This window comes from Cytobacillus gottheilii, assembly GCF_001636345.1.
GTDB lineage: Bacteria > Bacillota > Bacilli > Bacillales > Cytobacillaceae > Cytobacillus > Cytobacillus gottheilii.
In genome coordinates, this window is the sequence record NZ_KV440945.1 from 2,999,421 (window position 1) to 3,022,972 (window position 23,552).

Sequence of the window (23,552 nt, forward strand, 5' to 3'; positions counted from 1 at the left end):
TAGAAATAAGGAGATGATCCACAATGTTGAAAAAGCTAAGGAAAAAGCTATTGAAACAGTGGAGAGATATGCTTCGTAAAAAAACAATCGCTTAAATTTGAGCCCTTCAAACTTGCGAAGGGCTCCTTCATTATTGTAAATTGGTTATCAGTACGTTTTTTTACATACTTTTAATTATATGCCATAATGAACCTATATATTGGGTATTGAAATAAATATAAATGAATGATAAATCCCTAAAAGCATGCAGTGCTTCCTTAGGAGATTATTGATTATAAAAAAAATTAAAAGCAATATTTCATTTGCCGCTAAGAAAGTTACCTTTCTTATCATATAAAAAAGAACACCGGATGAAGGAGAGAATGTTATGATTTACAAAGTTTATTTTCAAGAATTAGCAAAAGAGGTTCCCGTTCGCGAGAAAACAAAAACGATCTTTGTAGAAGGCGAATCAGAACGAGACGTCCGTTCTAAATTAAAGAAACGCCCATACAATATTGAATTTGTTGCAGCTGTGGATGGTTCGTATCTTGAGTTTGAAAAACAAAACGAAGACTTTAAAGTATTGGAGATTGAATAATATATGAAATTTGTAAAAAATGATCAAACAGCTGTTTTTGCTCTTGGCGGTCTAGGCGAAATTGGCAAAAACACGTATGCTGTACAATTCCAAGATGAAATAATCTTGATCGACGCTGGAATAAAATTCCCTGAAGATGAACTTCTTGGCATTGACTACGTCATACCAGATTATACGTATTTAGTTAAAAACGAAGATAAAATTAAAGGGTTATTTATTACGCATGGACATGAAGATCATATTGGCGGCGTTCCCTATTTATTAAGACAATTGAACATTCCTATCTACGGCGGCAAGCTTGCATTAGGCCTTATTCGAAACAAGCTGGAAGAACATGGTCTATTGCGTCAGGCTAAACTTCATGAAATTAAAGAAGACGATATTATTAAGTTCAGAAAGACATCTGTAACCTTCTTCAGAACGACTCACAGTATTCCTGATTCATATGGAATTGTTGTAAAAACACCTCCTGGACAAATTGTTCATACTGGAGATTTCAAATTTGATTTTACACCTGTTGGTGAACCAGCAAACTTAACAAAGATGGCTGAAATCGGCAAGGAAGGCGTATTATGTTTATTATCTGACAGCACTAACAGTGAAATTCCAGAATTCACGATGTCTGAGCGCCGTGTTGGCGAAAGCATTCATGATATATTCAGAAAAGTTGAAGGAAGAGTTATATTTGCTACCTTCGCATCAAATATTCACCGTCTGCAGCAAGTGACGGAAGCGGCCGTTGCAAACGGAAGAAAAATTGCTGTTTTCGGACGCAGTATGGAAGCAGCTATTAATATCGGACAAGACCTTGGCTATATCACTGCTCCAAAGGATACGTTCATTGATGCACAGCAAATTAACCGTTTGCCGGCAAACCAAGTTACGATTCTTTGTACAGGAAGCCAAGGAGAGCCAATGGCTGCTCTTTCAAGAATTGCAAATGGCACACATCGTCAGATTCAAATTAATCCAGGCGATACAGTGGTCTTCTCTTCTTCTCCGATCCCTGGCAATACAATTAGCGTCAGCAGAACTATTGACCGACTGTCCCGTGCAGGTGCAGAAGTTATTTATGGCAAACTTAGCGATATTCACACTTCCGGTCATGGTGGACAAGAAGAACAAAAACTTATGCTTCGCCTTATTAAACCTAAATTCTTTATGCCGATTCATGGTGAGTATAGAATGCAAAAAATGCATGCTAAATTAGCTGTTGATTGTGGTGTAGAAGAAGAAAATTGCTTTATCATGGATAATGGTGAAGTATTGGCTTTAAGTGATGATACCGCTCAAGTAGCTGGTAAAGTGCCATCTGGTTCTGTTTATATCGATGGAAGCGGAATTGGAGATATCGGCAATATTGTACTGCGTGACCGCCGTATCCTTTCTGAAGAAGGACTAGTTGTAGTCGTTGTCAGCATTAACATGAAAGACTTTAAAATCGCTTCTGGCCCTGACCTGATTTCCAGAGGATTTGTTTATATGAGAGAATCCGGAGATCTAATCAATGATGCTCAAAGCTTAATCTCCAAGCATCTCAACAAGGTGATGGAACGGAAAACGACACAATGGTCTGAGATTAAAAATGAAATCACAGATACACTAGCACCATTCTTATACGAAAAAACAAAACGACGTCCAATGATTCTTCCTATTATCATGGAAGTTTAAAACAAAAGGCAGAAATCACATCAAAAGTGATTTCTGCCTTTTTTTCGATTAACCGAGAAGTTTCTTTTCAAATCGGTTGATATCTATATCTGCTCCAATGACAATCATAATGTCATTATACTGAATTTTTTCATTCGCCTGAGGCGACACAATGATCTCTTCTCTTCTTTTAATAGCAACTATGTTAATGCCGTATTTTGCGCGGATATCTAAATCTATAATAGTATGGCCGCTAATTCGCTCATTTGCAACGATTTCAACAATGCTGTGCTCATCTGAAAGCTCTAAATAATCAAGAACATTATTGGATACAAGCTTATGTGCAATTCGGCGTCCCATATCTCTTTCTGGATGTATGATAAAGTCTGCACCAATTTTGCTAAGTACTTTTTCGTGATAATCATTTTGCGCTTTCACTGTTATTTTCTTAACGCCAGCCTCTTTCAGGATTAATGTGGTTAAAATACTAGCCTGAATATTATCACCAATCGCAACGATTACGTGATCAAAATTGCGGATTCCAAGGCTCTTAATGACCGTTTCATCTGTTGTATCACCGACAACTGCATGTGAAGCAATCATTGAGAACTCATTGACACGATCTTCATCCATGTCTATTGCCATAACCTCCATGCCTTCCTCCGCGAGCGCCTTGCAAATGCTGCTGCCAAAACGGCCCAGACCAATAACAGCAAACTCTTTCTTCATTGAAAATCCTCCACCTATTCACAGATTTATATCATACCAATCATTCTAGCACACACAAACCACCAGGAAAATAGTTTACATACGCTAAATTACTGCTTACGAACCAGCATGAGCTTAGGAAGCATAAAAAAAGCTAAGGAGCTCTGCAGCTTTCCTTAGCTTTTTGTTTTTAACCAGCATCAAGCATATTAAATTGGGCTTTCACTAATTGATGATAATGACCCTTTTGCTCCATTAATTCATCATGTGAGCCTTCTTCTAAAATTTCACCATGATCTAGTACAAAAATTTTATCAGCATCACGGATGGTGGACAGTCTATGGGCTATAATAATTGCTGTTCTGCCTTGCAGAAGCTTTTTAAGCGCAGTTTGAATACGCACTTCTGTTTCAGTATCAATACTGGCTGTTGCTTCATCTAAAATTAAGATGCGCGGATCAGCCAGTAACGCTCTGGCAAAGGATAGAAGCTGACGCTCACCTACTGATAGAATATTTCCTCTCTCCTCAACCTCTGTTTCATATCCATTCGGAAGACGCTGGATAAAATCGTGTGCTCCTACTGCTTTTGCCGCATCAATTACCTGCTTCTCTGTGGCATCCGGCTTTCCAAAACGGATATTATCCCCGATGGTTCCTGAGAAAATAAAGGTATCCTGTAACACAATGCTAATTTGGCTGCGCAAATTGGCTAAGGACACATCCTTTAAATTCACACCGTCAATTTTAACTGTACCTCCAGTTGGATCATAAAACCTGCTGATTAGGTTGGCAACCGTTGTTTTACCGGAACCTGTATGGCCAACTAATGCGACGGTTTCGCCAGCTTTCATTTCTAAATTAATGCCTTTAAGAGCCTTTCTTTTTTCATTGTAGGAGAAGACTGTATTTTCAAATTCAATATGCCCTTTCATTTCTTTAAACGAGATGGCATCAGATTTCTCAGCTACAATCGGCTTTTCATCTAAAAATTCAAAGATTCTTTCAGAAGAAGCCATTCCCATTAATAATTGATTATAGACCATTCCAAGTCTTCCAATCGGTTCCCAGAACATGCCTAAATAAAAAGCAAAAGAGACAAACTCACCAATTGACAATGAACCGCTTTGAATCAGGGATGCACCAAACCAGATCAGCACCGCAGTACCGATAGCATTTGTCAGCTCGACAAGCGGGCGAAACATGGCATTTTTTCGCGAAGCTGTTTTCCAGCTTGAAAAATTCTCGGTATTAACTCCGTCGAAAAAAACCATATTTTCTTTTTCCTGTGTAAAGGATTGTGTCACACGAATGCCTTGAATACTTTCATTTAAATGGGAATTTAATTTTGATTGCTTTAATCGGACGGTTTGCCACGATCTTCTTATATTTCTGCGCAAGGAAGTAGAAATAAAGAACATGATGGGCAGGATCACCATAACCGCCAATGTAAGCTCTGGACTGAGCGTAAACAGAATAACAAAGATTCCGACCAGAAGAATCATGTCCATCAGCAGGTTGATAATTCCATTTGTAAATAATTCTTGAAGTGAATTGATATCATTGAGAATTCTTACTAAAATGGAACCCGCGGATCGCTGATCAAAGAACCGATGTGATAGTGTCTGTACATGTGTAAATAAATGCTTCCGCAAATCGTAAATCACATTCTGCCCCAGCGTGTTCATCCATTTTATACGAAAATAGTTTGCTCCGTAGGATAAAAGATATAAGGCAAGAATCACACTAACAAGGGTTATTAACAGTGACGCATCCTTTTCAGCAAGCGCTTGATCAAGTGTGTATACCCCGATTAAAATCGGAATGGCCAATCGGACAGCTGTATTTATCATGACCATTATAATCGATAATGGCAGTAATTTTTTTCGGTATGGTTTCAAATAGCTGAACAATCGGAGCATCTGCTTCCAGTTAAATGGTTTTTCAATTACATCCTCTGATGAGTATTGAAAACGTGATAGAATGGCTTCTTTCTTTTGTTTATTCATATGCACACCTCCTAGCCTGTTTGTGACTGTAATACAGTTTCAAGATCCTTATATTGAATATTGTATATTCTTTTATATGGTCCCTCTCTTTGAATCAATTGTTCATGAGTACCTCTTTCAGCAACCCTGCCCTCTTCAAGAACAATAATTTCATCTGCATGTTTTAGCGATGAGATACGGTGAGCGATAATGAAGGTTGTTCTGTTCTTCATTACTTCTTTTAGAGCCTTTTGAATTTGGAACTCTGTTTGCATGTCAACAGCACTAGTGGCATCATCAAGGATTAGGATGCATGGATCCACGCATATGGCTCTTGCAATCGCAATCCGCTGCTTCTGGCCTCCAGATAACCCCATTCCCCGTTCACCGAGCATGGTATCATAACCCTCCGGAAGTTCCATGATAAAGTCATGCGCCTGCGCACGCTTAGCAGCATCGATAATTTCATCCATTGTTGCATCTGGTCTTCCAAACGAGATATTGGCCTTAATGGAGGAAGAAAATAAGAAGGTCTCCTGAAGAACAAATCCTATATTATGCCGAAGTGATTTTAAGGAATACTCTTTTACATCTTTTCCGTCAATCAGCACCACTCCCTCACCTGGCTCATAGAAGCGGGTCATTAATTGAGTTAATGTAGTTTTGCCGGCACCTGTGGATCCGATAAGCCCGATCACTTTGCCAGGTTCAGCAAAAAATGAAACATTATTTAATGCCTGTTTATCTTCAGATGAATATTGCAGTGATACATCTTTGAATTGAACTTCTCCCTTAAATCGTTCTACCTGTACAGCCTCATTGCCATTCTCAATTTCATTTTCACTTTCTAATATTTCAAGCAGTCTCTCTCCTGATGCTTTTGCTTGAGAAAACAGATTTACGGTAAAGCCTAAATTCATAATCGGCCACATAATATAGCCAAGCAAGCTATAGAAGGCAACAAGTTCTCCCAATGTTAAACTATCGGTAATGACCAGGTATCCCCCATAAGCAAGCAATAAAACGATACTCAAATTGCCGAGCAGCTCCATCAGCGGAAAATACTTTGCCCATATTTTAGCCGTAAATAAGTATTTCCCTTTGTATTCACCATTGGAATTATTAAATTTATCAATTTCAAAACCTTCTCGGGACAGGGATTTTACCGTATTGATACCGCTAATGTTTTCCTGCACCTTTGTATTCAGCCTTCCAAAAGATTTACGAATGCCTCGAAAAGCTGGATGAACTGCTTTATCAAATTTAAAAGTGACAACAGCCAAAAATGGCAAGGTAATCAGTGTGACAATGGTTAATGGAATAGAATAATACAGCATAACAGAAAAACTTATTCCTACTAATAAAATAAACCTTAATAATTCGGCAAACCCAACGGATAGGAAAAAGCGAAAACCTTCTACATCCGCAGTTAGCCTTGACATTAAATCGCCTGTTTTTGCATTATCGTAGTAACGGAACGGCAAAAACTGCAGTTTTTCGTACAGCGCATTCCTCAGCTTATAGACAGATGAAATTCCAAACAGATCACCTGTGTATTGATGAATATAAGTAGCAATCCCTTTGATCACCATAATCCCCACAAAACCAAAAGCTAAAATGGGTATCCAATCATATTGACCTTTTAATACAACCTCATCAATTGTCAGCTGCAAAATCATTGGATAAACAACGGTTATTGCCGTCACAACAAATAAAAACACGATCGACCAAATAAAATAATGTTTATAAGGCCAGTAATGTTCCTTCAATTTTTTAAAAGTCTCCAAGAAGCCCCCTCCTTCACACAATTAAAAATTTTCAAAAATTAAAGAACGTAATACTAAATATAACGGGTTTCGAAATAAATTACTACCCCTTTTTGTGGAAAGATTAAGAAAACTTGAACTGTGTATGTTTCTCATTTAATGGTACAGTATTTTCTCTTACCAACTGTGTGATAGCTCATTTATATTTTCTACTCACTTCTTTATAGTAGGGTGTGTTTAGGAAAGATTCAGCACCTACCCTTTGCATTCGCGATATTCTTGCGTTAAAATTGGTATCTGATATAATCCCTATGTATTAAGGAGTGTTATAATTTGGATTTTTTGAATGATATCAGCTTACAAATTAACCAGATCAATTGGGAACAGATTCTTCTCTCACTTTTAACGATTCTTTTAAAGGTGGCGGCGGTATTTATCGTGTTTGCCATTGTGAAGGCAGCAGGCAACAAACTTATTGCAAAAATGTTCAGCAAGATTCAGCTGAAGCAAAGCATTTCGGTTGGCAGAGCTAAAACTCTTGAAAGTTTAACTCAAAACATACTGAATTATATTTTACTATTTGTCTTTATTGTTACCGTACTTCAGTTATTCGGCATTGAAGCAACTGCGATTCTAGCTGGTGCAGGTGTAGTCGGATTAGCAATTGGATTTGGTGCTCAAGGACTGGTCAGTGACGTTGTAACTGGGTTTTTCATCTTAATTGAAAAGCAGATTGATGTCGGTGACTATGTAACGATTGGCACCTTTTCTGGAATTGTCGAACAGGTAGGTTTGAGAAATACACAAGTGCGCGGTTTTGACGGGGCATTGTATTATATTCCAAACCGTACCATTACAACGGTCAGCAACCATTCCCGCGGTACTATGAATGCATTAGTTGACATGATTGTAACGTACGAAAATTATCTTGAAGAAACGATGGCAGCCATTCAAAAAGCGGCAAAAGAATATGCAAAAGATAATGAATTAATTTTAGAAGGTCCCAATGTAATTGCTGTACAAGCACCAGGCAGTTCGAAGCTAGTCTTGCGTGTCATTGCTAAAACGGTGAATACGGAAAAAGGAACTGTTGAAAAAGAATTGCAAACCATCTTCAGCAACACGTTAGAAGAAATGAAGAGTAATCCAGCACCTAGGCCTGGTGAATAAAAACGAGCTTGCGTAAATGTGAAGAAAGAGACTGGGACATAAGTATTTAACACACCCATAGAACCGAATGGTTAGGAAGTCATCTCTCTAATCATTCGGTTTTTTTATTTATAATTATAAAATATATTTTATTAACATGAGTGAAATGGAGCGGAGGACCCTCGACTCCTGTGGGCAATAGAGGAAAGGGTGAGACCCCGCAGAAGCTTTGCTTCGAGGAGGCTCAGCTTCCTCCCCACGGAAAGCGAGGGTCCGCAGCGCAATGGAACGGACTTGTTTAAATACACACATAGAGATATTGAATATTCATGTTTTCGAAATATTACCTTCGTTTTGTCCTAGCCTCTTTTATACCCCTTTATATCTTAAGTACTTCTCAATTAAAGTGATTGCGACATCAATAGCTGATTCTGAAGGATTCAATTTTGCGTGATGCAGACCGTATTCAGAGTTCGTTCCTAGCCAGAACATAAAGCCTGGAATCTCTTTTAACATATAGCCAAAATCTTCACCTGTCATGGCTTCCCTGCATTCGATTACTTCCATATCAGTATTATTTTCTGCAAACTTCATAAATTCAGAGGTTAAAGCAGAATGATTATAAACCTGGTGATACATACTTCCGTAATCAATAACAGCTTCACATTGGAACCCCGCTTCTGTACCTTTTACAAGACTTTCGATTCTATTTTTAACAATCTTCATGGATTCTGGGGATAGGGTACGGATCGTTCCTTCCAGCCTTGCATTTTCGGCTATGATATTTTGAACTGTTCCTCCTGTGATCTTACCGATAGTAATAACTGCACTATCAAGTGGATCCACATTACGGGAAATAACCGTTTGAAGCTGGCTAACGAGCGAACATGCGGCGATAATCATATCATTTGTCTGATGCGGATAGGCAGCATGTCCGCCTTTTCCTTTTAGATCAATAAAAAGCTCTGATGTATTTGCAAATAACAGCCCTTCCCGGGTTGCAATGGTTCCTACAGGGTATTCAGGTGCGATATGGAGCGCTAAAACCATATCTGGCCACCATTCCTTCATTTCATCTGTCTTCAGCATAGGCTCTGCCCCTCCAGGACCTTCCTCTGCCGGCTGAAAAATAAATAAGAGATCATCATTAATACGTTCATGAACAAGGTTGCTGATTAGACCCAAAGCAATCGCCATATGAAAGTCATGTCCACATGCATGCATCATTCCTTCATGCTCTGAAGAAAATGGCAGATTTGTATTTTCAGTGATTGGCAAGCCATCAATATCTGCTCTATAGGCAATTGTTTTATCTGGCATTATTCCTTTAATCTTTACAAATAGGCCTGTTTTCCATTTCTTTATTTCGATATGTTCTTGTGGGAGTGATTGGAGATAAGAAAGGAGATATGCTTGTGTCTTAAATTCTTGAAATCCAATCTCGGGTATTTTATGGAGATCCCGTCTAATTTGTATGTACTGATTAGCAGTGTTCAAACCCAATTCCTCCAGTTACTTGTATTCTCATCATTCTAAGTAAAGGTAATTAAGATTAGCCTTATAAAAAGCTATTGAAGCAGATAAGTAAGAAGCGCGGAAATTAGCTCCGCGCTTTATACATTTCTTATAGTTGTCTAAGTTCTTGTTTAATTTCTGTTTTTGATTTTGTTTTTTCATCAATTTCTTTGATGACTTTTGCAGGAGTACCTGCAACAACTGTATATGGAGGAACATCGTCAATAACAATCGCGCCTGCTGCAACAACCGCACCTTTTCCGACTGTTACTCCCTCAAGCACAACAGCATTTGCACCAATGACAACGTCATCTTCCACTACAACTGGTTTAGCAGATGGCGGCTCAATCACGCCTGCCAATACAGAACCAGCTCCAATGTGGCAATTTTTTCCTACAGTGGCTCTTCCACCTAGGACAACATTCATATCAATCATTGTTCCTTCACCAATGACTGCTCCAATATTAATAGAAGCACCCATCATGATAACCGCGTTATCGCCAATTTCAACTTGATCACGGATGATAGCACCAGGTTCAATACGCGCTTTAATATTTTTCATATCCAGTAATGGAATGGCAGAATTTCGGCGGTCATTTTCTACAACATAATCTTCTATTTTACCGGAATTCGCTTCAAGGCTTGAGCTGATTTCGCTCCACTCGCCAAATACAACTCCGCTGTTGCCGTTTATAAACGTTTTAGCAGAAGCACCAAAATCAATGCCTTCTAAATCACCTTTTACATACACTTTAACAGGTGTAGACTTTGTGCTATTTTGGATAAAAGAAATAATCTCGTTTGCATCCATCATTTTCATGTAAAAATCCTCCTAAATTCAATAACAATATGTATACAAGCATTACTTTAACAAACAAAAGGATTGAAAACAAGCAAGAACATCAAAGAAATAACCTTGATTTTAATGACCTTCTTCCACAATATGTTCTTTAATGATTTCCACAAAAGCCTGAACCTGTTTCAGCTGAAAAGCCGATTCGTAGCCAAGCAGCCATGTATCACGTTTGATAGGTTCACTATGATCATCTAGCAGCGGTATTTTAAAAATGTTTTCTTCCTGTCCATCCAGCGTAATCGCAGGCAAAATTGCATAGCCAATGCCATTGAAGGTCATTTGCTTGCATGTTTCAATCTGGTCAACAACAATTGTACGCTTAGGAGAAGTTTTAAATTTCCGCAGCCACCAGTCCTGTATTTCCTGATAATAGTTAGAATCACTTTTGAATTGAATAAACGGCCGGTCTGTTTGAAAAATTTGTTCGGGGCTTGTAATTTCTCTATCCACGAGATAAAGACTATCTTTAAATAAATGCATCTTAACACCTTTCCAATCAGGTGTGCCTCTGATGATGCCGATATGTGCTTGATCATCATATAATGATTTCAAAATCTCACTGCTCCATCCAGTTATTAGCGAGATTTTTGCCTGTGGATATCTGGTCACAAATTTTTTCAGCACCTGCGGCAGCCAATTCTGTCCGACGATAGAAGCCACTGCAATTTTTAAAGTTCCATAGACTTCAGAATTCAGTGCATGTATGGATTCCCGCACCTTTTCTTCCCCATCAATTACCTCATTTACAAAGGTAATAATCAGTTCTCCTGCTGGTGTTAAGGACAATCCTTTAGGTGAGCGGACAAACAGCTTGCTTCCCCATTCCTTTTCAATATTCTGCAGTCTTTGTGATAAGGCAGGCTGAGAAACAAAAAGCCTTTCAGCCGCTTTTCTCATATTCATTTCTTGCGCTAGAACAGAAAGCATATGAAATTCGGATAATGAAGACAAGTTCACCACCCTCTCTATAAGTTGTACTTATACTATATAACAAATGCGATAAAATTTCATTAATGCATTTTTCAAACCGGCAGGATTCTTGATGGCAGCAAAAAACCGAACGTTTAGACAGATCGAAAAAAATCTGCTATTCGTTCGGTTTCAAAAGGCTGCAAAACATTTAATCCAGCTTACGATAGATCTTTTTTTGGCAATGCTAAAATAAATGCAAAACTAATAATGGCAAATAACAATACAACCATATAAACGGAATGAAGGGATAATGTGAGCCCTTCCTGCAAAATGCTTTTTACATCTGGCAGCAGAGCATTTCTTTGTTCTTCATTTAAAAGCACATTAGCAGCATCTAATGAAGAATCGTTAAGCTCTTGATTGCCGCTGCTTTGAATATAATCAATGAGCCGGCTATTCAGGATTCCGCCTAAAAGGGCTGCACCAATTGTATTTCCCAGGTTTCGCATAAACATATTTGACGCTGTTGCTATTCCCCGCTGCTGCCAGCTTACTGCAGTTTGAATGGATACAATAAAGCTAGTGCTTGTTAACCCCATGCCTGCTCCAACAAAAAAGGAACCGGCAGCGGCCCATAGCGGACCTGCTTCAGGTGTAAGAGTAACAAATAGGATACTGCCGCCGATTAAAAAGAACCCGCCTAAAACGGACGTTTTCCGGAAACCAATTTTTAAAAGGAGCTTCCCTGCCGCCGCAGAGGCAATCGGCCAGCCAATCGACATGGATGTTAAAGCAAAACCAGCAACAATAGGCGATCTCTCCATAACACCTTGTACAAATGCTGGAAGAAAGCTTGAAATGCCAATGAGCATTACACCTGTTGTGAGCGAAGCCATATTGGCTATAAATATAGGGCGATTCTTCCAAATACTTAATGGCATCATAGGTTCTGCTGCTTTGTTCTCCTGCAGAATAAATAGAATAAAACAGGCCAGTGAAACTGTCAGAAGCCCTATTGCCTGGAAGGAAAGCCAAGCCCAATTGGTTCCTCCTTCAACAAGGACAACCATAAGAGCAGTAATTGAGATCGTTAATAAAAAAGCTCCTGGATAATCAATCTGATGCTTTTTCTTTTCAATATTTTCATGCAGGAAGAACCACAATCCAGCAATCGCCAGGATTCCTAAAGGGATATTGACCCAGAATACATAGCGCCAGCTGACAAACTCAACAAGCAAGCCGCCTATGGCTGGACCCATAACCGCTGAAATTCCCCAAACGCTTGAAAGATACCCCTGAATCTTCGCTCTTTCTTCCTTTGAGTAAATGTCCCCTACAATCGTCGTTGCAATCGGCATAACGGCACCCGCCCCGAATCCTTGAATAAGGCGGAAAATGATTAAACTAGTCATGGATTCTGCAAAACCGCATAAAATGGAACCAATTAAAAATATGATAATTCCAATAGATAATATCGGTTTTCTGCCAAATAAATCTGAAAGCTTTCCATAAATTAGAACTGTTACAGCATTCATTAATAAATAAGCTGAAAAAACCCAGCTATACAATGAAAAGCCGCCTAAATCACCTACTATTGCAGGCATGGCAGTTGAAACAATGGTCGCTTCAATCGCCCCCATAAACATAGCAAGCATAACCGACGCTAAAACAAACGGCCTATGCGTTTTCCTGCCTGACGTTTTTGCATTTTGCATAACTTCACCTCCATCAGGCTTAAAGCGCTTTCAAATATTTCCTCACAAAAATGGGCTGCTTATATGAAGAAGCAGCTAACAAACGCGATCAGCTAAATGAAGATCAAATTTTTTTTTAGATTTTATCCAATCATAAAAAACTGCTCAGAAAAAAATCAAATTAACGATTATTTTTGAGCTGACGCCGAAGCTGTTTATTCCACTGATCGAGGATCGCTCTTCGTGTCAAAATCCCCTCGAAAATCTGCTCATCATTTTCAATGCAAATGAATGGATGATCGACCAATAAAGCAAGTGATTGATGAAAGGATGCATCAGAATTCAGACGAGGGATATGCTGATTCATAACTTCCTCTACTCGTTTTTCCTCTAGCTTCTCAAATTCAATTCTTTGCAGACCCAGAATTGACTCCATAATAAGAGGTGTACTGATCAACCCGTGTAATTTGTAATGCGGATCCAGTACAGGAATGGCTGAATAGCCGCTCTTTGTTAAAACAAGCAGAGCATGCTCTACATTGTTTCCGATCTGAACATGAGCCACTCGTTCAGATGGAATCATCAGATCTTTAATGTTAATATGTAAAAATTCACCACTTTGAAGACTAACCATACATGAAAACTCCTCAATGAATGTTATATCTTCATCTTATCATAAGTTCAGAAACACCGCTTCTATTTTATGCAGGATGAATTGTGAATTGCAGTTATCTTTTTCTAAAAAACCATGTTGAATCAACATGGCATAAAAATTAATTACCCTTTGCTCGTATGAATATCCCTGCATTCATAAGAGCAGTTTTGACAGCGATAGATAACATTTTGATTAGACTGTGCTGTTAGCACCTGATCCAGTTCAGCTTCTGTATGACATTTTGGACATTGAACCTTTGGCAGCATGTTTTTCACCTCACTGTTTATGGTGGCATAATTCACCCATTTTCATGTATTTGCTCTATGTAAATTATGAGAATAAAACCATAGAAAAAGGAGCCATAACGGCTCCTATGTACAATCGTACTTATTGAATAAGATCAAATACTTCGATGGTAATCATATCAATATTATCAAATTGATATCTCTTTGGCTTTTCTTTATCATTGTATACTTCTAATTCATACGTCTCATTTTTAGGATGATATGTTACTTGGCACTTTTTCTCACCATTCACTTCGAAAAATCTTTGCATTGGCTCGCCACCAACTGATTGTTCTTGAAGATTTTTCAGACGTGTTAAAATTCCTTGAAGCTGTGACATTTTCTCTCTCCTTTCCAAACAAAAACCTTTTCTGCTATAGGTTTCTCTTCTGGCATATTTCTATCCTGAAGGAAATTCAATCAGAATTTTTAAAACGGTACGATCTACATACCAATATTAACAGAATAAAGTAAATAGCTGTTAATATACAAGTAAAAGATTCGTATTCATTAAAACAAAATTATTCCGGCAATTCAAACGATGCTTCATTTATTGCATTTCTAAAAGGAACATCATACAATTGTTAAGAGTTTCAGCCTTTGCACCTGCTGCAATTGTTACACTTTCATTGTAAACTGAACAACATTTATTTTGCTCTTATCCATCACACTTCATACAAAAAACGGAGGGTTAGAAATGACCAATATTATTTTTTATACACAGCCTGACTGTCCCCCTTGTGAAATCACAAAAACCTTTTTAAGGGAATATGGTTTCTCTTTTGAATTAAAAGATATTAAATCAGATTCAAGAGCAAGGAAAGAATTAATGGAGGTATATCAATCTTATTCGACACCAACACTTGTCATAGGTGAAGAAGTCATTACAGGTTTTAACCTTGAAAGGCTTATGGAAGTTCTAAAGATTGAGGAAAAATAACCATCCGGGATAACTTTTTGACCCCGGATGTTTCATGGATCTATTTATAAAGTATTCCATTTTCATTTGACAGCAACCAAAGTCCTGTCTTTATCCCGCTTGAAAACGGTGCTATTCCTGTTTCCGCCAAAATGGGCATTAATGTATATAACTGTTGAAATCTGTTCTGGTCTTGGTTTTTTTGCTCGCCTTCTGACTCTCCTGGAAGCTCTGAAGGATCAATATTATATAGAAAATCAGACACTTTATAGCTGTCATCCTCAACTGTCAGAATAACTCCATCATAGCGGTCCTCATATGTCACAGGACCTTCGTAGACAGCAGGAAAAAATTGATAGACATACAAATGCCCGTTTTCTTCTGCTATCTTTGTTTCCTGGTTATATGAGAAGTCGGGAATATAATAAAAAGGGTTATCTGTTCCTAAAGTAAAATATAAATCATTCTCTTCATAGAGATTTTCATCTAAAAATAGCTTCTCAGCAGATTGAGTAAAATATGGTGCTAAAATCGCTCTTACTTCCTCTAAGGAACGCTCTTCTCCGCCCAATGATATCTGTGCCTCAAATGCATTTTGAAGGTGTTTGAAAACTTCCTCTCGATCGGTATTAGCATAGGCGGTCATTGAAAACATGGATAGACATAATAAAAGGCAAATACATAAACTCTTACCTAGCCTGTACATCATAATCCCCCTTTTTCCCGGCATAGTACCTCTAACCCTCATTTTACCAATAAGATCATCGCTTATTACACTGAATCGTGCCCAAAATACTGACAAGATACGCTGACAATTTACCCTAAGTGACATTTGTCTAATCACAGTTTGACAGTGAGAGATGCTGAAATAATGTCTAAGAGCACTCTATTTATCGTCTAAAAATAAAATAAGGACCTCTATAGGTCCTTACCAATTCAATGAGAATGCATAATAGGCAATTAAAATGATGGTAATGGCTGCTGCAATCATATAAGTAAGAAAGATTGGATTCCGCAAATAAGGTCGCTTTTTCACTTCATCCGGAATACTTCCGTCGTTTCCGGAATCGTGTGCCTTTTGTTTAGTCAGCATCATAGTTGACACAAGTCCATAACCCAAGATACCAATACTAATTCCCAGTAAAATTAAAATAAACGTGCTCATGATACTCCCCTTCCGAGAAAGCTGCTTATACTATTAACGTTCCTCGGAAGAAAAAAAATATTCTTTCACGACAAGATTAAAGGAGTCCCTCGTGTTCAAATAAAAAAGAATAAGATATATCAATAAATACATACTCGTCTTCTCTTAGCGGATATGAAAAGGTTCTAATCATCTCCCCTGTCTCAATGTCCGTGTAAAGATCAGACAGAATTCCTTTTTTTATGCTTTTCATTTTCATAATATTCTCAAGGAAATATGGGCGCCAGCTCCAATTTTTGTGCAAATATTCATTTTGCACCTGCCAATGGTTATCACTATAAAAGATATTTGGTGATTGCTGAAAACCTTCATCATCGCAAATATATAAGCGAAAGGCGATATTTTTTAAGCGCTCTGCCAGCTCCATTAGCAAATCATTTTGAAGCTGGTTCTTATTTTTACCTACAAATTGCTGCATGCGCTGATTAAATTGATCTGTAAACTGATAAAAAGATTCAAGCTTTTTCTTTTCATAGGAGATAAATTGATGGCATTTTTGCCGAAGCTTTGTTTTTAAAATATCTCGATCGATGAAATCTGGTGAAGGCTGCTGCAGATAGAATCCTTGATAATACCTACCACCATTTCGCCATGCAAACTGCAGCTGAAACTCCATTTCAATATTTTCAAACAGCAGGGTAGCTCCAATCTTCCGTGATAGTAAAGAAATGCTGTACAAAATATCATGAAAGCTCTGCTGAACAGTATTTGAACGCAGCGCCTTTAAATCCACCTTTAAAATATTCGGTGCCAACTGACCAATTCTGTCCAGCTGAGTACTATCAGCACCTAATTTATCCACCGCTATTTTAATCCCATAGGTTTTATAATAATTTAAAAGATGATCAAGATGATCCATAGTTCCTGAATAATTCTTTTCTGTTATTTCAATAACAATTCGGTTTAGGGAAAAGCCTTTCTCCTGATATTGCAAGAGGATATCTAAAAGCTGCTCTCCATGATCGTACATGATCAAATCTGCATCCCGATTAATAAACAATAAGACATCTTCCTCAAGAGAAAGTGATTTATCAAGCGCCTTTTTTAAAACAGCATTATCAACCTCAAGTCGATATTCTTCTGGAATAGTCTCGTCTTGAAAAAAGGGTCCTAAGCTTACAACCTCTTGTTCACTTCTGTACCTCCCTAACACTTCATAGCCAATAATTCGATGTTCATCCGCACTAAAGATCGGTTGAAAAAAGGGGAAAACACATTTTACATTTGCAATGATTTCTAATGGGTCCATGAAAGCCCTCCTTTCAATCAATAATTCATAATTATACCATATATTTCTTGCCTTATTATAGAAGCAATTAAGAGCCAATTTGCCAGCAGGTTACACTTATAGATCTTACACCACATCACAAAATAAAGATAAGCAAAATAGAAAGAAGGTTATATGAATGCGTAGAATCTTTTTGGTCCTAATCCTTCTTATCCCTTTGCTTGCCTGCGGACACAAAGAAACAGCCTCTGAGGAGCTGCAAAAGCCTAAAGCCGAACAGCAGAACAAAGAGCCAAACCCGCAGCCTATGGGAAATAAAAAAACAGCTCAATCCAAAGAAAAGATCAGCTTAAATGTGCCTTTAATCAAACAGAACCCTGAGTTAAAATACGGCTGCGAAGTAACAAGCTTAGCCATGATGCTTCAATATGCAGGTGTTAAGACGAATAAAATGGAATTGTATAAGAACGTAAGTAAAGATCCAGATCAGCTTGTTAAAAATAGAAATAACATAACTCATTGGGGAGATCCAGGTAAAGGTTTTGTAGGGGATATGACGGGCCGTACAGCAGGATATGCGGTATTTGATGGTCCAATTGAAAATTTAGTGAATCAATACATGCCTGGTCATGCTGTCAATTTAACTAAACAACCATTTCAGAAAGTGTTAGATCATGTCGGTAAAGGTTATCCAGCCGTCGTATGGACAACTGGCGACTATAAGCTTCCAGACCGGTGGGAATCATGGAAACATCATAAGCAAACCATTAAAACACCATTAGACCTGCATGCTGTAGTGTTAACTGGATTCGATCAGCAGCATGTATACCTTAATGACCCACTCTCCGGAAAAAAAGGAGTAAAAGTCAACAAAAAACAATTTGAAGCCTCCTGGAAAGCCCTCCAATCAAGAGCAATTAGCTACTGGTAACAAGAAAAGCGGAGGCGGCTTGCTCAGGGACGACAAGCTTAAGACGAGCCAGGCGAAAGGTCGTTCTTTGACCTTTGGACTGGATTGGCTTAAGACCTCGAGTCCCTAGCCGCCGGAGCTAGACATCAAGAAAAGCGGAGGCGGCTTGCCCCTAAAATAATTGAAAAGTATAAGCAAGCCGGTCTCTGGACCGGCTCGCTTTCTTAACGAAGAAGTCCATCAAAATGGATATTGATTAAGATGCTGACCACCATCCATTGTCATGCATTCTCCATTAATATATGCGGCGTGTTCTGAAAATAGAAAGTAAGCAAGCTCGGCAATTTCTTCTGGTTTTCCAAGTCTCTGCAGAGGAACACTTGAGATCGTTCTATGAGCAGCTTCCTCTGATTCCCAGAGCTTATCTGCTCCTCCAGTTCGTTCAATTGGCCCTGGGGCAATTGCATTAATGCGCATTCCATATTTCCTGCCCCATTCAACCGCAAGCGTTCGAGTGAGCGATAGTACACCAGCTTTAGCAGCAGCGGAATGAATTACTCCTGGGCCTGCGTCCCAAGCGTATGTAGCAACCATATTTGTAATGGCCCCTTTCATTTCTTTATCAATCCAATACTTCCCCACTTCACTGCAGCAATAAAAAGTTCCATTTAAAACAATATCGATCACAGCTTTCCAGCCATTGGCACTAAGCTTTTCTGCTGGACAAAGAAAATTTCCCGCTGCATTATTAACAAGAAAATCAATTCTTCCAAAAGCCTTGTCTGTTTCACTTACCATACGCTTAACATCATCCAGTTCTCTGACGTCCATTTGAACCGTAAGAATCTGTCCTGGAAAAGTTTCTATTTCCTTTTTTGCTGTCTCTAATCTATCAGCATCTCTTCCAGTAATAACAACATATGCTTTTCCCTCGGCAAACCGTTTTGCCATATATTTTCCCATACCGTTTGATCCGCCTGTGACAATTACAACCTTTTTTTCCAATAGACTCCCTCCTCAAAATGAATGAGTATTCATTATCGATTTTATCATTTTAATGCGGAATATTCTAACTATTTTTGTCATGTAATAGAATAAAAAGAAATGTAAAACCTTCCATATAGACTTAGCAGTTAATTTCTTTTGTTTAGAGATATAGTTTGTTAGTATTATAGAATGAACAAACGAACAAACAAAGATAGGTTGGAACACTTCATGCCAAAAAAAATGACAAGAAGAGGATTTCTGCGAAAATCATTTGGAACACTATTTGGTGTCGCCGCAGCAGGGACAGGCGGCTACTATTACGCACATGAAATCGAACCAAAGCTTTTGAAAACAGAGTATGTAACCATCAGCAGCAGCAGCATCCCTGACAACTTTTCTAATCTTAAAATCATCCAGTTTAGCGACACACACCTTGGTTTTCATTATGATATAAATGATCTGGAGAAATTGGTTAATAAAATGAATCAGCTTGAGCCTGATATTGTCTTATTTACAGGCGATTTAATGGACGAACCAAATATGTATCCTGAAACCCAAGCAATTGTGCCTGTCCTTAACAAACTGCAAGCATCAATTGGAAAGTTTGCCATCTATGGAAACCATGATCATGGCGGATATGGAACTGATATCTATAAAGATATTATTGAAGAAGGCAACTTCACCTTATTAAAAAATGATCAGCGTAAGGTTCAAATAGGCGAACAGGCAATCTATATATTGGGGATTGATGACGCTATGCTAGGGAAACCGGATATTCAGACAGCAATGAATGGTATTCCAAACGATGCCTATACGATTTTATTGTCACACGCCCCTGATTTAGCAGAACATGCAGCCGAATTTGGTATAAACCTGCAGCTGAGCGGCCACAGTCATGGTGGTCAAATACAGCTCCCTTTTTTAGGTGCACTTGTCAAACCTCCACATGCAGTCAATTATTATGAAGGTTTTTATACTGTCGGCACTGTCAACCCTCTCACCTTATATGTAAATCGCGGTATTGGTACAACACGACTGCCTTTTCGATTCCTATGCAGACCCGAATTGACCGTTTTCACCTTAAAGAAAGCATAAAAAAACGCAGAATCCAATCTGCGTTTTTTTATGCAAGCATTATCTGTTCATCATAATGTTCTCAATCTCGTTTGCCGGAAGAGGACGGTAATAATAATAGCCCTGTACATAGGCACAATCTGCCTCTAATAAAAATTGAGCCTGTTCTTTACTCTCTACTCCTTCGGCAATAACATCCATACCCAGACTTTTAGCCAAGTGGATAATGGTCGTTGTAATCGCGGCGTCTTTATTATTAGTCATAACATCCTTAACAAACGACTGATCGATTTTTAAAACATCAATCGGAAATTGCTTTAAATAGCTGAGTGAAGAATAGCCGGTGCCAAAATCATCTACTGACACCATAATCCCTAATTTCTTCATTTTTTTAAGAATCGGAATCGCAGCAGCTGTATCCTGCATAGTTCCTTCTGTAATTTCCACTTCCAGGAGATCTGGAGCAATATTGTACTTCGTGATCGCATGACGGATGGTATCTACAAGATTTTGGTCTTGGAACTGACGCGGCGAGATATTAACAGCTATTCGAAACTCCCTGTTAAACTGTTCTGACCACTGTTTGATTTGACTGCAGGCTGTATCAATCACCCATTGACCTATTGGCAAAATTAATCCAGTATCCTCAGCGAGAGGAATAAATTCTGCTGGAGAAATAAGACCAAATTCCTTTGAATGCCAGCGTAACAATGCTTCAAAACTGACAATTTCATTCGTGGCAAGCTCCAGCTGCGGCTGATAATACAAAGTCAGCTCTTCATTTTCTAACGCTTTGCGTAAATGAGTCTCTAATTCGACCACATTCCGATGAATAGTATCCATTCTGCCTTGATAAAATTGAAAATGCGCTTTGCCTTTTTCCTTAACTCTGAAAAGTGCTTCGTCTGCCGCTTTAATCAAACTCTCTGCATCTTTCCCATCAGCAGGATATAAGCTTATGCCTATACTTGGCGTTATATAATATTCACTAGAATCAAAGTAAAAGGACTTTTTAAAGCTGTCTAAGATCTTTTGTGCAAATTTATTTGCATCCTTTTTGCTTGTATTAGGGAGCAATAGGATAAACTCATCACCCCCTTGACGATAAACAGAGTAATCCCGGTATTCAAACTGACATAATCTTTCTGCGACCTTCTTTAAAATTTCATCCCCTACTAAATGGCCAAAGGAATCATTAATAAATTTAAAACGATCTAAGTCGATATATAGTAATGCCGTTTCACTCTTTTGGGCAATTTCTGTTTCCAAATGCTTGTCCAGCCCATTTAATAAGGCTCTTCGATTAGGAAGACCAGTCAATTGATCATAAAAAGACATGTTAGCGATCATTTCTGCATTTTTTGTCAGCTGAGAAAGATCGCGAATAATGGCATATATTCCACTTACCTCCTGATTTATGACGATAGGCAGCATTTTTAAGTGGACATCAACGACCTCGCCTTTTTGATGGACAAAGCGGCAATCAATTGTTTCAGAAGCAATTCCAGTTTTTGTTTTGGACAGTACTTGCTGAAAATGGCAATCATCATCTTCATAAATATAATCGGCTATAAATGTAGAAATAAATTGTTCATTTGAATATCCTGTAATCATTTTTCCAGCAGGATTTAAATCAATGATTTTCCCGCTCATATCAAGGGTTATTACACCATCAAGGTTATGATCAACAATGGACCTTGCCCTCTGCTCACTTTCGATCAGCTGATTCTTCTCCAATAAACTGATCGTGATATCTCTTGTAACAGAAACAACGTATTTAACAATGCCTTCCTCATCCATGACTGGAGTTAAAATTGATTCACCGATTACCTTACTGCCATCAGCTAAATCCACTTCATCCGTAAAAACCATGGTCTCTTTATGCATTGCGGCTTTTTTATAATTCATTTGCAGAATTTTTGCTTCCTTAGCCGGCATTACCTCTTCAAATGTTTTGCCAATATATTGCTCTGATAGTTTCGCATGTCTCATCGCTGGTTCATTAGCGAACAGGTATGTAAAACCATAATTTTCGTCTGCCTTCATTATAAAAACCATATCATTTATATAATAAAAAATAATTTCATAAATAATCTTTTCTAATTTTTCACTTGTTTTTTCTTTATCTAGCTCTCTCGCCAGCATATTTTTATAGTGCTCCATCTAATCATCCTCACGAAGTGTATACTGACTGTTTCCTGTAGTCTATTTTACATGATTGTGATAATAAGAATATATAAATCGCAAAAAATTTCATCATTTTCTTTTCATATATTGCAATATAGTCTTTTGCCAATCATACACATATTGTGAACACTCAATAGAGAGGATGTTAGTTTTGTTCATTCATATTGTACAATCTGGAGAAACCTTAAATACGATTGCCTTAAATTATCGTCGAAGTGTACAAAGCTTACTCGAGGCAAATCCTGCCATCACCAATCCAAATTCTATTTATATTGGCCAAAATATCATCATCCCCGGTTTGCCGGACCCGAACACCATCCCATATAGAATTATTGTTTCCAAAAACAGCAGAACTCTAACCCTTTTAAGAAATGGAATCGTACAAAAAACCTTTCCTGTCGCCATTGGAAAGATGCTGACTTCGACCCCCTCCGGCAACTTTGTCATCGTAAATAGGCAGCCAAATCCAGGTGGTCCCTTTGGTGTTATGTGGCTGACATTGTCTAGAGCAGGATATGGAATACATGGGACAAATAATCCAAGCTCTATTGGAAAAGCTGTATCAAAAGGCTGTATTCGGATGTATAACAGCGATGTTCTTGAATTAGCCAGTATTGTCCCAAACGGAACAGCCGTAACGATTCAGCAATAACCCCTTGAACTTTACCATCCACCCTGCTGTTAAAGAAAATGATCACTTTACCTTTGAATTTCTTTTCAAGATTAAAGCAACGGGGTATAATAGAAATATACCCCTTATAATTATGGAAGGAGATTAATATTTTGAATTCAGACAGGAAGCACAATCCTCAACTGCAGCCAACGGTTGATAACCTCTCACAAGCTATCTTCACGGTTAATCGTCATGCTAAAACAGCAACAAACCCTAAATTTCTATACAAATTGAAGCAGGTTGCTCTCCAAAAAATGATTAAAGAAGGTTTGGCAGAAAAAGTTGGATTGCATTTTTCAGCAAATCCTAAATATAGCCAGCAGCAGTCTGACGTATTAGTGAAATGCGGCAGCTACACGTTTCATCTGCCGCCTTCAAAACAGGATTTTTTAGATCTTCCGCATCTAGGTAAGTTAGATCAATCCATTAGAAATCCCCGTTCTGCGATTTCGCTAAATGCCGCAAAACAGCTTCTAATCCTTTATACTGGATTGGCTGAACACGATCCAACTTCTCGGCCGCAAAAAAAAGAATATGCCAAACCTGTATTTAAAAAGCTTGGTCAAAGTTATTTTTAAGCAAAAAAAAAGCAAAGGTGCGTTCCTTTGCTTTTT

Annotated in this window: 23 protein-coding genes; 8 read left to right on the plus strand and 15 right to left on the minus strand. The window is 38.2% G+C overall.

Going from position 1 to position 23,552, the window contains the following annotated elements:
* The first annotated feature begins 367 nt into the window (after window positions 1-367).
* Window positions 368-580: a DNA-dependent RNA polymerase subunit epsilon gene (locus A6754_RS14510; protein ID WP_066447089.1), complete on the plus strand. Its 213-nt coding sequence runs from the start codon at window positions 368-370 to the stop codon at window positions 578-580.
* 3 nt (window positions 581-583) lie between these two features.
* Window positions 584-2,251 (plus strand): ribonuclease J1, encoded by a 1,668-nt coding sequence (gene rnjA, locus A6754_RS14515; RefSeq protein WP_066447092.1) that lies wholly within the window; start codon window positions 584-586, stop codon window positions 2,249-2,251.
* A gap of 48 nt (window positions 2,252-2,299) precedes the next feature.
* Here rnjA and A6754_RS14520 read toward each other — a convergent pair whose 3' ends face one another.
* From A6754_RS14520 to A6754_RS14530, 3 genes are all read right to left on the minus strand, one after another.
* Complete coding sequence (locus A6754_RS14520) at window positions 2,300-2,959, minus strand: potassium channel family protein (RefSeq protein WP_066447095.1); 660 nt, start codon at window positions 2,957-2,959, stop codon at window positions 2,300-2,302.
* Window positions 2,960-3,128: 169 nt separating this feature from the next.
* A complete protein-coding gene (locus A6754_RS14525) occupies window positions 3,129-4,946 on the minus strand; it encodes an ABC transporter ATP-binding protein (protein ID WP_066447098.1) in 1,818 nt (605 codons plus the stop codon).
* A gap of 11 nt (window positions 4,947-4,957) precedes the next feature.
* A complete protein-coding gene (locus A6754_RS14530; RefSeq protein ID WP_066447100.1) occupies window positions 4,958-6,712 on the minus strand; it encodes an ABC transporter ATP-binding protein in 1,755 nt (584 codons plus the stop codon).
* A gap of 312 nt (window positions 6,713-7,024) precedes the next feature.
* On the opposite strand from A6754_RS14530, the gene A6754_RS14535 reads away from it, so the two are divergent.
* A complete protein-coding gene (locus tag A6754_RS14535; RefSeq protein ID WP_066447105.1) occupies window positions 7,025-7,861 on the plus strand; it encodes a mechanosensitive ion channel family protein in 837 nt (278 codons plus the stop codon).
* Window positions 7,862-8,209: 348 nt separating this feature from the next.
* Here the strand turns inward: A6754_RS14535 and A6754_RS14540 are convergent, their stop codons facing one another.
* The 7 genes from A6754_RS14540 to A6754_RS14565 all read right to left on the minus strand — a co-directional run bounded on the left by A6754_RS14540 (window position 8,210) and on the right by A6754_RS14565 (window position 14,096).
* Entirely contained in the window at window positions 8,210-9,337 is a 1,128-nt protein-coding gene (locus tag A6754_RS14540; protein ID WP_066447107.1) for an N-acetyldiaminopimelate deacetylase, read from the minus strand.
* Window positions 9,338-9,464: 127 nt separating this feature from the next.
* A complete protein-coding gene (gene dapD / locus A6754_RS14545) occupies window positions 9,465-10,175 on the minus strand; it encodes a 2,3,4,5-tetrahydropyridine-2,6-dicarboxylate N-acetyltransferase (protein ID WP_066447110.1) in 711 nt (236 codons plus the stop codon).
* A 102-nt stretch (window positions 10,176-10,277) separates the two neighbouring features.
* Window positions 10,278-11,162, minus strand: a complete 885-nt coding sequence (gene ccpC / locus A6754_RS14550; protein ID WP_066447112.1) for a transcriptional regulator CcpC — start codon at window positions 11,160-11,162, stop codon at window positions 10,278-10,280.
* A 179-nt stretch (window positions 11,163-11,341) separates the two neighbouring features.
* Window positions 11,342-12,838: an MDR family MFS transporter gene (locus A6754_RS14555; protein WP_066447113.1), complete on the minus strand. Its 1,497-nt coding sequence runs from the start codon at window positions 12,836-12,838 to the stop codon at window positions 11,342-11,344.
* A 160-nt stretch (window positions 12,839-12,998) separates the two neighbouring features.
* Window positions 12,999-13,451: a cyclic-di-AMP-binding protein CbpB gene (gene cbpB, locus A6754_RS14560; RefSeq protein ID WP_066447114.1), complete on the minus strand. Its 453-nt coding sequence runs from the start codon at window positions 13,449-13,451 to the stop codon at window positions 12,999-13,001.
* A gap of 143 nt (window positions 13,452-13,594) precedes the next feature.
* Entirely contained in the window at window positions 13,595-13,738 is a 144-nt protein-coding gene (locus A6754_RS23015) for a hypothetical protein (RefSeq protein ID WP_180320228.1), read from the minus strand.
* 121 nt (window positions 13,739-13,859) lie between these two features.
* The gene (locus A6754_RS14565) at window positions 13,860-14,096 is read right to left on the minus strand and encodes a YkuJ family protein (protein WP_066447117.1); all 237 of its coding nucleotides are present in this window, start codon (window positions 14,094-14,096) and stop codon (window positions 13,860-13,862) included.
* A 357-nt stretch (window positions 14,097-14,453) separates the two neighbouring features.
* Between A6754_RS14565 and A6754_RS14570 the strand changes: the two genes are divergently transcribed.
* Window positions 14,454-14,696, plus strand: a complete 243-nt coding sequence (locus tag A6754_RS14570; RefSeq protein ID WP_066447119.1) for a glutaredoxin family protein — start codon at window positions 14,454-14,456, stop codon at window positions 14,694-14,696.
* A gap of 40 nt (window positions 14,697-14,736) precedes the next feature.
* Here the strand turns inward: A6754_RS14570 and A6754_RS14575 are convergent, their stop codons facing one another.
* The 3 genes from A6754_RS14575 to A6754_RS14585 all read right to left on the minus strand — a co-directional run bounded on the left by A6754_RS14575 (window position 14,737) and on the right by A6754_RS14585 (window position 17,128).
* Window positions 14,737-15,381 carry a DUF3993 domain-containing protein gene (locus A6754_RS14575; RefSeq protein ID WP_066447121.1) on the minus strand — a complete coding sequence of 215 codons (645 nt, stop codon included), beginning with the start codon at window positions 15,379-15,381 and terminating at the stop codon, window positions 14,737-14,739.
* Between the two features lie 222 nt (window positions 15,382-15,603).
* Window positions 15,604-15,840: a hypothetical protein gene (locus tag A6754_RS14580; protein WP_066447125.1), complete on the minus strand. Its 237-nt coding sequence runs from the start codon at window positions 15,838-15,840 to the stop codon at window positions 15,604-15,606.
* A 76-nt stretch (window positions 15,841-15,916) separates the two neighbouring features.
* Complete coding sequence (locus A6754_RS14585; RefSeq protein WP_066447127.1) at window positions 15,917-17,128, minus strand: EAL domain-containing protein; 1,212 nt, start codon at window positions 17,126-17,128, stop codon at window positions 15,917-15,919.
* 157 nt (window positions 17,129-17,285) lie between these two features.
* Between A6754_RS14585 and A6754_RS14590 the strand changes: the two genes are divergently transcribed.
* Complete coding sequence (locus tag A6754_RS14590; protein ID WP_066447130.1) at window positions 17,286-18,038, plus strand: C39 family peptidase; 753 nt, start codon at window positions 17,286-17,288, stop codon at window positions 18,036-18,038.
* Between the two features lie 219 nt (window positions 18,039-18,257).
* Here the strand turns inward: A6754_RS14590 and fadH are convergent, their stop codons facing one another.
* Window positions 18,258-19,022 carry a 2,4-dienoyl-CoA reductase gene (gene fadH, locus A6754_RS14595; RefSeq protein ID WP_066447133.1) on the minus strand — a complete coding sequence of 255 codons (765 nt, stop codon included), beginning with the start codon at window positions 19,020-19,022 and terminating at the stop codon, window positions 18,258-18,260.
* Between the two features lie 210 nt (window positions 19,023-19,232).
* Here fadH and A6754_RS14600 point away from each other — a divergent pair, with 210 nt between their 5' ends.
* Complete coding sequence (locus A6754_RS14600; protein WP_066447135.1) at window positions 19,233-20,099, plus strand: metallophosphoesterase; 867 nt, start codon at window positions 19,233-19,235, stop codon at window positions 20,097-20,099.
* 39 nt (window positions 20,100-20,138) lie between these two features.
* On the opposite strand, the gene A6754_RS14605 is transcribed toward A6754_RS14600, so the two are convergent.
* Window positions 20,139-22,241: an EAL domain-containing protein gene (locus A6754_RS14605; RefSeq protein ID WP_180320229.1), complete on the minus strand. Its 2,103-nt coding sequence runs from the start codon at window positions 22,239-22,241 to the stop codon at window positions 20,139-20,141.
* A 175-nt stretch (window positions 22,242-22,416) separates the two neighbouring features.
* Between A6754_RS14605 and A6754_RS14610 the strand changes: the two genes are divergently transcribed.
* Together A6754_RS14610 and A6754_RS14615 are read left to right on the plus strand one after the other, a co-directional pair.
* Entirely contained in the window at window positions 22,417-22,917 is a 501-nt protein-coding gene (locus tag A6754_RS14610; protein ID WP_180320230.1) for a L,D-transpeptidase family protein, read from the plus strand.
* A gap of 131 nt (window positions 22,918-23,048) precedes the next feature.
* The gene (locus A6754_RS14615) at window positions 23,049-23,516 is read left to right on the plus strand and encodes a YkyB family protein (RefSeq protein ID WP_066447139.1); all 468 of its coding nucleotides are present in this window, start codon (window positions 23,049-23,051) and stop codon (window positions 23,514-23,516) included.
* The last annotated feature ends 36 nt before the right edge of the window (window positions 23,517-23,552 follow it).

Excerpts from the sequence above, each read along its gene's own strand:
- A6754_RS14510 (WP_066447089.1), top strand. The coding sequence starts at position 368 with ATGATTTACAAAGTTTATTTTCAAGAATTAGCAAAAGAGGTTCCCGTT.
- rnjA (WP_066447092.1), top strand. The coding sequence starts at position 584 with ATGAAATTTGTAAAAAATGATCAAACAGCTGTTTTTGCTCTTGGCGGT.
- A6754_RS14520 (WP_066447095.1), bottom strand. The coding sequence starts at position 2,959 with ATGAAGAAAGAGTTTGCTGTTATTGGTCTGGGCCGTTTTGGCAGCAGC.
- A6754_RS14525 (WP_066447098.1), bottom strand. The coding sequence starts at position 4,946 with ATGAATAAACAAAAGAAAGAAGCCATTCTATCACGTTTTCAATACTCA.
- dapD (WP_066447110.1), bottom strand. The coding sequence starts at position 10,175 with ATGAAAATGATGGATGCAAACGAGATTATTTCTTTTATCCAAAATAGC.
- A6754_RS14555 (WP_066447113.1), bottom strand. The coding sequence starts at position 12,838 with ATGCAAAATGCAAAAACGTCAGGCAGGAAAACGCATAGGCCGTTTGTT.
- cbpB (WP_066447114.1), bottom strand. The coding sequence starts at position 13,451 with ATGGTTAGTCTTCAAAGTGGTGAATTTTTACATATTAACATTAAAGAT.
- A6754_RS23015 (WP_180320228.1), bottom strand. The coding sequence starts at position 13,738 with ATGCTGCCAAAGGTTCAATGTCCAAAATGTCATACAGAAGCTGAACTG.
- A6754_RS14565 (WP_066447117.1), bottom strand. The coding sequence starts at position 14,096 with ATGTCACAGCTTCAAGGAATTTTAACACGTCTGAAAAATCTTCAAGAA.
- A6754_RS14570 (WP_066447119.1), top strand. The coding sequence starts at position 14,454 with ATGACCAATATTATTTTTTATACACAGCCTGACTGTCCCCCTTGTGAA.
- A6754_RS14575 (WP_066447121.1), bottom strand. The coding sequence starts at position 15,381 with ATGTACAGGCTAGGTAAGAGTTTATGTATTTGCCTTTTATTATGTCTA.
- A6754_RS14580 (WP_066447125.1), bottom strand. The coding sequence starts at position 15,840 with ATGAGCACGTTTATTTTAATTTTACTGGGAATTAGTATTGGTATCTTG.
- A6754_RS14585 (WP_066447127.1), bottom strand. The coding sequence starts at position 17,128 with ATGGACCCATTAGAAATCATTGCAAATGTAAAATGTGTTTTCCCCTTT.
- A6754_RS14590 (WP_066447130.1), top strand. The coding sequence starts at position 17,286 with ATGCGTAGAATCTTTTTGGTCCTAATCCTTCTTATCCCTTTGCTTGCC.
- A6754_RS14600 (WP_066447135.1), top strand. The coding sequence starts at position 19,233 with ATGCCAAAAAAAATGACAAGAAGAGGATTTCTGCGAAAATCATTTGGA.
- A6754_RS14605 (WP_180320229.1), bottom strand. The coding sequence starts at position 22,241 with ATGGAGCACTATAAAAATATGCTGGCGAGAGAGCTAGATAAAGAAAAA.